This is a genomic window from Arthrobacter sp. Y3223065 (assembly GCF_059090885.1).
Window position 1 is genome coordinate 1,050,339 of record NZ_JBNHGC010000001.1, and the last position, 11,639, is coordinate 1,061,977.

The 11,639-nt window shown below is 67.8% G+C and carries 12 protein-coding genes; 1 reads left to right on the forward strand and 11 read right to left on the reverse strand.

The features are described from left to right. Window positions 1-6: 6 nt before the first annotated feature. Window positions 7-1,167 (forward strand): bifunctional 2-methylcitrate synthase/citrate synthase, encoded by a 1,161-nt coding sequence (locus AC5RUK_RS04820; protein WP_494151514.1) that lies wholly within the window; start codon window positions 7-9, stop codon window positions 1,165-1,167. Here the strand turns inward: AC5RUK_RS04820 and AC5RUK_RS04825 are convergent. The 11 genes from AC5RUK_RS04825 to AC5RUK_RS04875 all read right to left on the reverse strand — a co-directional run. Further along, window positions 1,164-1,667, reverse strand: a complete 504-nt coding sequence (locus AC5RUK_RS04825; protein WP_494109096.1) for an 8-oxo-dGTP diphosphatase — start codon at window positions 1,665-1,667, stop codon at window positions 1,164-1,166. The two genes, AC5RUK_RS04820 and AC5RUK_RS04825, sit on opposite strands and share 4 nt — an antisense overlap. A 78-nt stretch (window positions 1,668-1,745) precedes the next feature. Then, on the reverse strand, window positions 1,746-2,639 hold the full coding sequence (gene xerD, locus AC5RUK_RS04830; protein WP_493987555.1) for a site-specific tyrosine recombinase XerD: 894 nt from the start codon (window positions 2,637-2,639) through the stop codon (window positions 1,746-1,748). Between the two features lie 93 nt (window positions 2,640-2,732). After that, on the reverse strand, window positions 2,733-3,410 hold the full coding sequence (locus tag AC5RUK_RS04835; RefSeq protein ID WP_494109095.1) for an NUDIX domain-containing protein: 678 nt from the start codon (window positions 3,408-3,410) through the stop codon (window positions 2,733-2,735). Then, window positions 3,411-5,132 (reverse strand): CTP synthase, encoded by a 1,722-nt coding sequence (pyrG, locus tag AC5RUK_RS04840; RefSeq protein WP_494109094.1) that lies wholly within the window; start codon window positions 5,130-5,132, stop codon window positions 3,411-3,413. Between the two features lie 120 nt (window positions 5,133-5,252). Continuing rightward, window positions 5,253-6,965, reverse strand: a complete 1,713-nt coding sequence (gene recN, locus AC5RUK_RS04845) for a DNA repair protein RecN (protein ID WP_494151515.1) — start codon at window positions 6,963-6,965, stop codon at window positions 5,253-5,255. Next, entirely contained in the window at window positions 6,962-7,957 is a 996-nt protein-coding gene (locus AC5RUK_RS04850; protein ID WP_494109092.1) for an NAD kinase, read from the reverse strand. Before AC5RUK_RS04850 ends, recN begins: the two co-directional genes overlap by 4 nt. Then, complete coding sequence (locus AC5RUK_RS04855) at window positions 7,954-8,826, reverse strand: TlyA family RNA methyltransferase (RefSeq protein WP_494151516.1); 873 nt, start codon at window positions 8,824-8,826, stop codon at window positions 7,954-7,956. Before AC5RUK_RS04855 ends, AC5RUK_RS04850 begins: the two co-directional genes overlap by 4 nt. 5 nt (window positions 8,827-8,831) lie before the next feature. Continuing rightward, the gene (locus AC5RUK_RS04860; RefSeq protein ID WP_494109090.1) at window positions 8,832-9,035 is read right to left on the reverse strand and encodes a hypothetical protein; all 204 of its coding nucleotides are present in this window, start codon (window positions 9,033-9,035) and stop codon (window positions 8,832-8,834) included. 60 nt (window positions 9,036-9,095) lie between these two features. After that, window positions 9,096-10,076 carry an HAD-IIA family hydrolase gene (locus AC5RUK_RS04865; protein ID WP_494109089.1) on the reverse strand — a complete coding sequence of 327 codons (981 nt, stop codon included), beginning with the start codon at window positions 10,074-10,076 and terminating at the stop codon, window positions 9,096-9,098. Next, window positions 10,066-10,887 carry a hypothetical protein gene (locus tag AC5RUK_RS04870; protein ID WP_494151517.1) on the reverse strand — a complete coding sequence of 274 codons (822 nt, stop codon included), beginning with the start codon at window positions 10,885-10,887 and terminating at the stop codon, window positions 10,066-10,068. The genes AC5RUK_RS04865 and AC5RUK_RS04870 overlap by 11 nt, the downstream gene beginning before the upstream one ends. A 77-nt stretch (window positions 10,888-10,964) precedes the next feature. Beyond that, window positions 10,965-11,639 (reverse strand): hypothetical protein (locus tag AC5RUK_RS04875; RefSeq protein ID WP_494151518.1); only part of this gene is annotated, 675 nt, incomplete at its 5' end.

Sequence of the window (11,639 nt, forward strand, 5' to 3'; positions counted from 1 at the left end):
GTCGCCATGAGCACCGATGCATCAACCGAAGCACCGCAGATCCGCAAGGGGCTGGCCGGCGTCGTCGTCGACACCACGAAGATCTCGAAGGTCAACGCGGAGACGAACTCGCTGCTGTACCGCGGCTACCCGGTCCAGGACCTGGCCGCGCACTGCAGCTTCGAAGAAGTGGCGTATCTGCTCTGGAACGCAGAGCTGCCGGACAGCGGCCAGTTGCGGGACTTCACGGCGGCCGAACGCGGCGGACGAGCCCTGGACCCGGTGGTGAAATCGGTCATCGATGTGCTGCCGCTCGAGGCCCACCCGATGGATGTCTGCCGGACGGCCGCCAGCGTGATCGGAGCCCGACACCCGCTGGCCGGGGATTCCTCTCCGGAGGCGAACATGGCCAAAGCCGTGGAGCTGCTGGCAGCCTTCCCGGCGGTCGTCGCCTACGACCAGCGCCGCCGCCGCGGCCAGGAGCTGGTGGAACCGCGCGAAGACCTGGGCTACGCGGCGAACTTCCTCTGGATGTCCTTCGGTGAAGAGGCCGCCCCGGAAGTCGTGGACGCCTTTAATGTGTCCATGATCCTGTACGCGGAGCACTCTTTCAACGCGTCCACGTTCGCGGCGCGCGTGATCACCTCCACGCTGTCCGACCTGCATTCGGCCGTGACCGGTGCGATCGGCGCGCTGAAGGGCCCGCTGCACGGCGGAGCGAATGAGGCGGTCATGCACACCTTCGAGCAGATCGGCATCCGCCCCGATGAGCCCCGCGAGGAGGCCGCCGCCCGCGCCCGGACCTGGATGGAGCAGGCTCTGGCCGACAAGCAGAAGGTGATGGGCTTCGGCCACCGGGTCTACAAGCACGGCGATTCCCGCGTGCCGACCATGAAGGCCGCCCTGGACAAGATGATCGAACACTATGGACGGCCCGAAATACTCGGCCTCTACGACGGCCTTGAGCACGCGATGGCCGAGGCCAAGAACATCAAACCGAACCTGGATTATCCCGCCGGGCCCACCTACCACCTGATGGGGTTCGACACGGAGATGTTCACCCCGCTGTTCGTGGCCAGCCGCATCACCGGCTGGACCGCCCACATTATGGAGCAGCTGGAGTCGAACTCGCTGATCCGTCCACTCAGTGAATACAACGGGCCCGCCCAGCGGGAGCTGGGCCGCTAGGTCTGCCAGGCCACGCGGTGGCCGGTGTCGAGATTCTCGACGCCGGCCACTGTTTCGTTATCCGGCTGCATCAGCACCCGCAGCCGAGGCCGCTGCCCCGACAGCGCCAGCGGCAGCCAATGGCCGGCGTCCTGCCACATCTGCCCCAGCGGCAGCCGGTCCACGCGGTACCAGGCCGGGGCGATTTCCGCAGACTCGACCGGGACGCCCTCCCACCGCCGGGCCACGAAGAGCGCGGTGTCCATATTCCACGCGGGCTGCTCCGGGAAATCGAAAAAAATCCGTCCGGCCTGCTCCAGCGCCTCGGGCCCGACGCGGACTCCGGTCTCTTCCTGCATCTCCCGGCAGGCCGCGTCGTCGTCGCCCTCCCCCGGCTCCACTTTGCCGCCGACTCCCACGACCTTCCCGGTGCCGAACCCGGTCTTCTTCCGGCCGAGGAGCACGTAACGGCGCCCCGCGTCCTCCCGGAGCAGGAAGCACAGGGCAACGGCGACAGTCATGGCAGCGAGTCTAGCCCGGCGCCACGGCTCCAAGGGTCATGTTCCGCTGCAGCAAGCCCGCGCTCCACGGTTACCCCGTCAGCCCCGGGCCCGCGGATGTGCCGCCGCGTAAACCTCGCGGAGGGTATCGGCGGTGACGAGCGTGTAGATCTGCGTCGTGGTCACGGACGCATGGCCCAGCAGCTCCTGCACCACCCGGACGTCCGCGCCGCCCTCCAGCAGGTGGGTGGCGAAGGAGTGGCGCAGGGTGTGGGGGGAAACGGGCTGGGTGATCCCGGCCTTTTCCGCGGCAGTCTTCAGAATGGTCCAGGCGCTTTGGCGGCTCAGCCGGCCACCGCGGGCGTTCAGGAACAACGCCGGTGTGCCGTGTCCCTTCGCGGCCAGAGCAGGACGTCCCCGGACCAGGTACGCGTCCGCCGCCTGGGCAGCAAAGGAGCCCAGCGGCACCAGCCGCTCCTTGGACCCTTTGCCGAACAAGCGGACGACGGCGGGACCGTCGCCTTGCGGTTCGACGCTGACATCGTCGACGTCCAGGCCAACCGCTTCGCTGATCCGCGCGCCGGTCGCGTACAGGAACTCCAAGAGCGCCCGGTCGCGCAGCCCGGTGGGGGTGTCTGCCCCCGCCGATTCCAGGATCCGGGTGACAGCGGCTACGGAAATCGCCTTCGGCAGGCGTTTGCCGGGCATCGGCGGGTGCACGTCAGTGGCGGGGTCGGTTTCCGTGATCGCCTCAAGCGTCCAAAACTTATGCAGCCCCCGCACGGCCACGATGGTCCGCGCCGCGGACCTGACGCTCAGCGCGGCGGCGCCGTCGGACCCATCGGTGATGGCTTGGGCAAACGCCGTGACATCGTGTCGGGTCACCGTGGACGGCTCGCCGACCCCGCGCGCCTGCAGGAAACGCAGGTAACGGCCCAGGTCCCTGCGGTAGGCCGCTACGGTGTTGGCGGCCAGCCCGCGTTCCACCGCCATGTGCTGCAAGTAGTCGCCCGCCGCGCGCCCCAGCGGCGTTGCGGTGAATTCGTCTCCTTTGGCTGACGGGGCCTGCACGGGCGCGATGGCGGATCAGTCCCGGCCGGTTCCAGCGGCACCGTCCGGGCGCTGGCTGGGATGCTCGGGCCAGGGAGCATCGGCCGGGCGCAGGTTCTCGAAGCCGGTGGCCGCAGCCCTGGCGGCGGCGAGCACCCCGGTCACGGCCGACGGATTGTGCAGCCGTCCGGCCATGACCGCGTCCACGGCGTCGTCCAGATCCACCCAGAGGTGCTCGATTTCGGCTTCCTCATCGGTGCGCTGATGCCGCTGGGCTTCCGGAACCTCGGAGAGGTCACGGGCCAGGTAGATCCGGATTGCCTCGCTGGAGGACCCGGGCGAATTAAAGAAGTCCACCAGCACGTTCCAGCGACCGGCCACCAGGTCCGCTTCCTCGGCCAGTTCCCGCACCGCGGCATCCACGAAGTCCTCGCCGTCCACGTCCAGCAGCCCCGCGGGGATCTCCCACAGCGACATCCTGGTGGGCTGCCGGTACTGCCTCAGCAGCAGGACCCGTCCCTGCGTGTCCATCGCCAGGATGGCCACCGCCCCCGGATGTGCGATGTAGTCGCGCACTAGCGTCTCGCCGGTGCCGGGGCCCAGGGTGAACGTGTCGCTGACCACGTCCCAGATGCGTCCCCGATACACCGTACGGCTGTCGACCAGCGGACGCGGATCAGGGACGTCGGCGAAGACCTCGGGGTGTGCCGACACTCAGGCTCCGGACTTTGCCGGTGCCTTGGCCTTGCCCTGTTCCAGGGCGGCGGCAACGAGGCCCGCGAACAGCGGGTGCGGCCGCGTGGGGCGCGAGCTGAGTTCCGGATGCGCCTGGGTGGAGACGTAGTAAGGGTGCACGTCACGGGGCAGTTCAACGAACTCCACCAGCTTGCCGTCCGGGGAGGTACCCGAGAAAACCAGGCCCGCCGCAGCCAGCTGGTCGCGGTATTCGTTGTTGACCTCGTAGCGATGCCGGTGACGTTCGCTGACCTTGGTGCTGCCGTAGGTCTCTGCAACGACGGAACCGGACTGCAGGGCCGCCTCGTACAGGCCCAGGCGCATGGTGCCGCCCAAATCGCCCTTGCCGTCGACGATGTCCAGCTGCTCGGCCATGGTGGCGATCACCGGGTGCTTGGTGTCCGGATCAAACTCGGTGGAGGAAGCGTCTTCCAGTCCCACGATGTTGCGGGCGTACTCCATCACCATCGACTGCAGGCCCAGGCACAGGCCAAGGGTGGGCAGCTTGTGTTCGCGGGCGTACCTGAGTGCGCCGAGTTTGCCCTCCAGGCCACGGATGCCGAAGCCACCGGGCACGCACATGGCGTGCACGCCGTCGAGTGCGGCGGCCGCACCCTCTTCGGTGGCGCAGTCATCCGAGGGAACCCAACGGATCTTCACCCGGGTCTGGTTGGCGAAGCCGCCGGCGCGCAGCGCTTCGGTCACCGACAGGTAGGCGTCGGGCAGGTCGATGTACTTGCCCACCAGCGCCACCTCGACGTGGTGCTTCGGGTTGTGGACCGCCGACAGCAGCCGGTCCCACTTGGTCCAGTTGACATCCTTGAACTTCAGGTCAAGGTGCTGCACGATGTACGCGTCCAGGTTCTGCGAGTGCAGGGTCTTGGGGATGTCGTAGATGCTCGGCGCGTCCGGGCAGCCAATGACTGCGTCGATGTCCACGTCGCACATGCGGCCGATCTTCTCCCGCATCGCCGCGGGGACTTCCCGGTCGGACCGGATCACGATGGCGTCCGGCTGGATGCCGATGGAGCGAAGCGCGGCGACGGAATGCTGTGTCGGCTTGGTCTTCAACTCATGCGACGGGCCGATGTACGGCACCAGCGAGACATGCAGGAAGAACACGTTGTTCCGCCCGACATCCTGACGGACTTGGCGGGCGGATTCCAGGAACGGCTGCGATTCGATATCGCCGACGGTGCCGCCGATCTCGGTGATGATCACGTCCGGAACCTTCTTGCCCGCGACGGGCTCGGCGGGCAGGCGCATGCGGCGCTTGATCTCGTCGGTGATGTGCGGGATGACCTGAACGGTGTCGCCGAGGTATTCGCCGCGGCGTTCCTTGGCGATCACCGTGGAGTAAACCTGGCCGGTGGTCACGTTTGCCGAACCGTCCAGGTTCTCGTCCAGGAACCGCTCGTAGTGTCCGATATCCAGATCGGTCTCCGCGCCGTCGTCCGTGACGAAGACTTCACCGTGCTGGAAGGGATTCATCGTGCCCGGATCCACGTTCAGATAGGGATCGAGCTTCTGCATCGTCACGGAGAGGCCGCGGGCACGGAGCAGGTGGCCGAGGCTTGAAGCCGTCAGTCCCTTCCCGAGCGAGGACGCCACGCCGCCGGTGACGAAGATATGTTTGGTCGTCTTGGACGACTTGGAAAACCGGGAATTAGTTCGCTGCACCACGGAATTCGAGCCTATCACCTTTCTGGACGCCCTCGGATCTCAAGGCCGTTCCGACCGCTGCCGGGTGTGCGAACACACACCCGCCGGTCAACTCCTCCCCCGCCGGCGGCGGGGGGCTGGTCGTGCCTGTAGCCGATGCTACAGCGCCCTCGCTCCGTCGATCAGTTCCTGGGCGTGGGCCCGGGCGGAATGGGATTCTTCCTGGCCCGCAAGCATGCGGGCCAGTTCGGTCACCCGTTCCTCGTCGTCGAGCAACCGGACGTCACTGGCGGTCATCCCGCCGTCATCCCCGCCGGCCGTCTTGATCACGCGGATGTGCTGGTCCGCGAAAGCCGCCACCTGCGGCAGGTGCGTCACCACAATGACCTGCACATAGCGCCCCAGCATGGCCAGGCGACGGCCTATCTCGACGGCTGCCTTGCCGCCGACGCCGGCATCCACTTCATCGAAGACGAAGGTGGGCACAGGATCCACCTCCGCCAGCACCACTTCGATGGCAAGCATCACGCGGGACAGTTCACCGCCGGAGGCACCCTTGCCCAGCGGGCGCGGCGGGGCGCCCCGGTGCGGCTTCAGCAAGAACGTGATGACGTCGGCGCCGTGCACCGTCAGGGCCGGCGCGGGTTCGATATCGATCAACAGTTCGGCCTCGGCCATGGCCAGCGCCGACAGTTCTGCGCCGACCCGGCGGCCAAGTTCGGCAGCGGCTTCACGCCGCAGCGCCGTCACGGCGGCGGACTGGACGGCCAAAGCGGAGTCCAGTTCGGCGATTTCTGCCTCCAACCGCTCGATCCGGCTGGAGTCGTCGGTCAGGTCCTCCAGGCGGCTGCGGGCCTGAACGGCCCACTCGAGCACTTCGTCGATGCTGGGCGCGTATTTGCGCACAAGCCGTGCCAGGTCGGCCCGGCGCGCCTCGACCTCCTCCAGCCGGCCCGGGCCCTCGCTGTCCAGCGAGGCGCCGTAGCTCGCCAACTCCGCGGCGACGTCGGCGAGGATGATTCCGACCTCGGCCAGCCGGGCCGCAGCACGGCCCAGGTCGGCGTCTTCGTCCTGGACCTGCTCCAGCGACCGCTTCGCCGCGTCCACCAGGGCCGTCGCGTCCGGAGAATCGGTGTACTCCTCGGCCACGAGTGCCTGGTGAGCCAAGGTGGCAGCAGCCCGCAGTTCCTCGACATTCGCCAGCTTTACGGCTTCGGCCTTGAGGGCGTCGTCTTCACCGGGCTGGGGGTCCAGCCCATCAATTTCCTCCAGCGCCTGCTGCAGCGCCTCGGCTTCGCGCAGCCGTTCGCGGGCTTCGGTGCGCAGGGTCTCCAGCTCGGCGCTGGCTTCCTTCCAACGGGCGAACGATGCTGCGTAACCGGACAGCGCCGTGGTGAGGGCTTCACCGGCAAACTTGTCCAGCGCTTCCCGCTGCGCCTGCTGGCTCTTGAGCCGCAGCTGGTCTGTTTGGCCGTGGACCGCCACCAGGTGGCCGCCTATTTCGGCCAGCGTTCCCACCGGCGCTCCCCGGCCGCCGACGTGCGCGCGGCTGCGGCCGTCGGCGTTCACCGTACGGGCGAGCATTAGTTCGGCTCCGCCGTCGAACTCGTCGATGTCCGCCCCCGCTTCACCGGCGCGGGCCAGGGCAGGACTTCCCGCGGCAAGCCGAACCACGGCCTCGGTCACGGCGTTGGGTGCCCCGGTCCGCACCGCCCCGGCATCGGCGCGGGCTCCCAGCAGCAGGCCAAGCGCGGTGACCACCATGGTCTTGCCGGCTCCGGTCTCGCCCGTCACCACCGACAGCCCCGGCCCCAACGGAAGCGTGGCCTCGGTGATGACGCCCAGGTTGCGGATCCGGATTTCTTCGATCACTTTGGCGCCTCCTGGCTTGGCTGGGCGTATCGTGGTTCCACTGTTCGCACGGTAGGCAGGGACGAGGTCGGCGGTTGTTCTTCCGAGGGGCTGACGGGGCCGCGCCATCCCGACGTCGGTAGTTCGAATTTGCGGACCAAACGTTCCGAGAACGGCGTCCTCCGGGTGCGGGCCAGCCGCACGGGTTTGTTGGAGCGGGTCACTTCGATCCGGGATCCGGGCGGCAGCTCCAGGCTGCGGCGGCCGTCGCACCACAATACGCCGTTGGCATCGCTGCGGCTGAGCACTTCCACCGCCATGATCGAATCCGGGGCCACCACCAGCGGTTTGGCGAACAGCGCGTGGGCGCTGATCGGTGTCATCAGCAGGGCTTCCACCTGCGGCCAAACCACCGGGCCGCCCGCCGAGAAGGCATAGGCCGTGGACCCGGTGGGGGTGGCCATCACCACGCCGTCGCAGCCGAACGAGCTGATGGGCAGGGCATCGACCTCGACCACTACCTCCAACATCCGCTGCCGGTCGCCTTTCTCCACCGCTGCCTCGTTCAGCGCCCAGGTATGGCCGATCTTGCGCTTGTCCAGCCACACCTGCACGTCAATGGTCAGGCGCTCTTCAACTGTGTATTCGCGGTTTACCACCCAGTGGACCGTCTGGGCCAGGTCCGCCCGCTCGCTCTCGGCCAGGAAGCCGACATGTCCCAGGTTGACGCCAAGCAGCGGGACGTCCGATTCCCGGACCAGCTCAGCGGCGCGCAGGATGGTGCCGTCACCGCCGAGCACCATGCCCAGATCGACACCGTTCAGGCTGATGTCCTCGTCCAGGATCTCGGTGGGAACGGCCAGCTCGCCATAGGTCTCTTGGAGGTGTCCGACCTCCTCCCTTCGCATGACCGGCACCAGGCCGGACGAGTGGAGTTGGGCGCACGTTTCCTGCGCGGCCGCCAAGGCGTCTGCCCGCCCGGTATGCGCGAGCACCAATATCCGCCGGCTCATCGCTCCACTTCCGGTTCCTGACCTCTCGGTTCATCCAACTGGTCCGGCCGTGCTCCCCGCTCCTGCGGAAAATCGGCCATTGCTGCGTCCACTGCCCCCTGCAGCACCCTACCCGTTCTGCGCTCCGGAGCCCCCGGCGGCACACTTATCCACAGGAAATATTCGACGTTCCCGTCCTGGCCCGGGAGCGGACTGGCCGCCAATCCGCGGACGTCCAGCCCCGTTTCCAGGGCCGCGGCGACAACGTTGCGTACGGCCCTGTGCCGTTCCGCGTGTGAACTTACGACGCCGGTGCGCGCCAGCCGTTCGCGGCCAACCTCGAACTGCGGCTTGACCATCAGCAGGAGATTCCCGGCCGGACGGGTGGCGCCGGCCAAGGGTTCGATGACCATGGTGAGGGAGATGAACGACAAATCCGCGACGGTCAGATCCACCGGGCCGCCGATCGCTGCCGGGTCGAGATACCGGACGTTCATGCCTTCAAACACCCTGACCCTGCTGTCCGTGCGAATCGCGTCGACGAGCTGGCCGTGCCCGACGTCCACGGCGACGACCTCCCGCGCGCCGGCGCGCAGCAGTACATCGGTGAAACCGCCGGTAGAAGCTCCCGCATCGAGGCAGCGCAGGCCGGCCGGATCAACCGCGGGGAAGGCCGCCAGTGCTCCGGCCAGTTTGTGTCCGGCCCTGCTGACGTAGTCGGGGCCTCCGTCGGCGGCCACAACCAGCGGGTCGTCCGGGCCGACGGCGGCCGACGCCTTGGTCAGAACAGTTCCGGCACGGCTGACCCGTCCGGACGCTATGAGCTTGGCTGCATGGGTACGGGACCGTGCCAATCCGCGGGATACGAGCTCCTGGTCCAGTCTGGGCATCGGGCTCAATCAGCCTCGGTCTCCAGGTCGGCCAACAAATCGTCATGGATCTGCTGGTACACGGCTTGGTGCTCGCGTACCGGGAGATCCGGAACATGGGTCAGGGCGGAGATGATGGTGTCGACTGACTCGTCGGCCGTGGAGTCACCGGGGACTGGCCACTGCGGCTGCATCTGGCCGCCGCTTTCCCCTGTTTCTGGCAGGTGCAAGCTTTCCTCCCTTGCGTCGGCGGATGTACCCAACCGCATGAGTCAGTCTAATATCGGCGTTCAGCCGGAAAGGTCAGGCGTGGCCGCGGATGCCTGGTGCGGATAGGCATCCCACCAGGCCGCGCAGGCAGCCCGCCAGGTGTCCACATCCTCCCGGCTGCCGGAGACGTTGAGCTTTCCGTTTTCGACGGCGGCCAGCGCTGCACCGCAGCGGAACCCCGAGCCGTCAGGGGTGACGGCAGGATAGGGCCGGTACAGTTCCGCCAGGCTGCCCAGCAGATACCGTGGCCGTTCCGCGGTGCGCGCGGCGAGCACCGTTTCGACCCCGTCGATGCCGGTCAGTACGACTGCCGTGTCCATGCCTGCGTTGTTGCCGCCCAGGATGTCGGTGTCGAGCCGGTCCCCCACCACCAACGGCCGGTGCGCTCCCAACGCCGCAGCCGCCGTCGTGAAGATGCCCGCTTCCGGCTTTCCCGCGACCAGAGGTGCCACACCGGTGGCCGCCTGGACGGCGGCCACCAACGACCCGTTTCCGGGGGCGATGCCACGCTCCCGGGGGATGGTCAGGTCTGTGTTGGTGGCGATCCAGACGGCGCCGGCGGCGACGGCGAATGACGCCTCCGCCAAATCCTTCCAGCCCAGCTCCGGGTCGAACCCCTGGATCACGGCGACCGGAGCATCGAGGGCGGAGCGGACCGGGACGAAGCCCTGGGCCGCTGTTTCATCCGCCAGCGTCTGGCTGCCCGTGACCAGAACTTTTGAGCCCGTGGGAACGTGCCGCGCAAGCATCAGCGCACCGGCGCGTGCCGATCCGAAGACCTGATCGGCGGTGGCCGGGGCACCGAGCTCACGCAAATGAGCGGCCACCTGCGCCGGTGACCGTGACGCGTTGTTGGTGATGTAGCCCAGTGCGGTCCGGGTCTCCGCGAGGCGCCTCAACGCTTCGACGGCTCCGGGGATAGCCTTTTGCCCGGCGTAGACAACACCGTCCAGGTCCGACAGCACGGCGTCATAGCCGGAGATCAGGGGGTTACCCGTCATTGTCCCTGCTGGCCGGCGCAGGCGCAGCGCCGGTGTCTTCGGCGTCCGCGTCCTCGGCGTCCGCGTCCTCGGCGTCCGCGTCCTCGGCGTCCGCGTCCTCGGCGTCCGCGTCCTCGGCGTCCGCGTCCTCGGCGTCCATGTCCTCGGCGTCCACCGCAGCTGGAGCAGCCACTTCCTCTGAGCCTGCCGGAGAGCCGTCCACAGGTTCGGTTTCACCGTCGTCCGGCATGCCCTCTTCAGATTCAGCCGGCCCGGTCATCCCTGCGTCGCCGACCAGAGCTGGCTCTTCAGCAACGGATCCTGCCTCGCGCGGGCCGTCGACCGGTTCCATGTCATCGCCGACCAAGTCGACAATCTCAGGTTCGGCAAAATCTCCCACACCCAGAGCGTTTTCGGCCACCATCGCCTGGCGTCTCCACTGCTGTGCTTCCTCGCCGCGGTTAGCGGCATCCAAAGCGTCCGCATACGCGCGGAAGAGCCGCGGGCTGTAGGAGAAGGCCCGGTTCCGGTCCAGTTGCGGAATCTCCAAGGCTGCAACCGCCGCATCATACTGCTGCAGATCGGAGCGGGCACCGGAAGCCACAATCGCCAGTTCCACCTTGCCCGTCGTATCCAGAGTTTCGGCGTCCTCTGATCGCGTCAGCTCCAACGCCCTGTCCGGCCGTCCGAGGCCACGTTCGCAGTCGGCCATGATCGGCAGGTGCTCGTTGGAACCGCTGATCCGGCGGAAGGTGCGGAATTCCCTCAGGGCTTCACCGTAGTGACCGGCCGCGTAGGCCGTCAGGCCGACGGCCTCTCGCACCGGTGCCATACGCCCACCCCTGCGGCTTGCCGCCAAGGCGTGCTGGAAGGCCAGTTCCGGTTCCTCGTCGAGTAGTCGTCCGGCCATCACCAAGTGCTTGGCAACCCATTCAGCGTTCTTGGACTCCAAGGTCCGCAGCTGGGCGCGAGTGACGCGGTCCAGTTCTGCCCCTGTGACGTCGGGGTCAATCTCCGGCGAACGCGGGCGGTCGACCCGGTTGGAGCTGCGCAGGTCCCGGGCGTTGTGTTCGGGGGCTGCGCCGGCACGGTCGAATGACCTGTCACCACGATCCTGACGCGGCCGATCGCCAAAGTCCCGGCGCTCACCACGATCCTGGCGGGGACGGTCACCAAAGTCCCGACGCTCACCGCGGTCATCCCGTGAACGGAAGCCGCCGGCGTTACCTGATGCGCTGCCGCCACGGTCCTGACGGGGACGGTCACCCTGCGGACGACGGTCACCAAAGTCCCGACGCTCACCACGATCCTGACGGGGACGGTCACCCTGCGGACGACGGTCACCAAAGTCCCGACGCTCACCACGATCCTGACGGGGACGGTCACCCTGCGGACGACGGTCACCAAAGTCCCGACGCTCACCACGATCCTGACGGGGACGGTCACCCTGCGGACGACGGTCACCAAAGTCCCGACGCTCACCACGATCCTGACGGGGACGGTCACCCTGCGGACGACGATCGCCAAAGTCCCGACGCTCACCACGATCCTGACGGGGACGGTCACCCTGCGGACGACGGTCAC

What these genes read in the sequence shown, in the direction of transcription:
- AC5RUK_RS04820 (WP_494151514.1), top strand. Translation starts at nt 7, where the DNA reads ATGAGCACCGATGCATCAACCGAAGCACCGCAGATCCGCAAGGGGCTG.
- AC5RUK_RS04825 (WP_494109096.1), bottom strand. Translation starts at nt 1,667, where the DNA reads ATGACTGTCGCCGTTGCCCTGTGCTTCCTGCTCCGGGAGGACGCGGGG.
- xerD (WP_493987555.1), bottom strand. Translation starts at nt 2,639, where the DNA reads ATGGCGGTGGAACGCGGGCTGGCCGCCAACACCGTAGCGGCCTACCGC.
- AC5RUK_RS04850 (WP_494109092.1), bottom strand. Translation starts at nt 7,957, where the DNA reads ATGAGCCGGCGGATATTGGTGCTCGCGCATACCGGGCGGGCAGACGCC.
- AC5RUK_RS04855 (WP_494151516.1), bottom strand. Translation starts at nt 8,826, where the DNA reads ATGCCCAGACTGGACCAGGAGCTCGTATCCCGCGGATTGGCACGGTCC.
- AC5RUK_RS04865 (WP_494109089.1), bottom strand. Translation starts at nt 10,076, where the DNA reads ATGACGGGTAACCCCCTGATCTCCGGCTATGACGCCGTGCTGTCGGAC.
- AC5RUK_RS04870 (WP_494151517.1), bottom strand. Translation starts at nt 10,887, where the DNA reads ATGGCACCGGTGCGAGAGGCCGTCGGCCTGACGGCCTACGCGGCCGGT.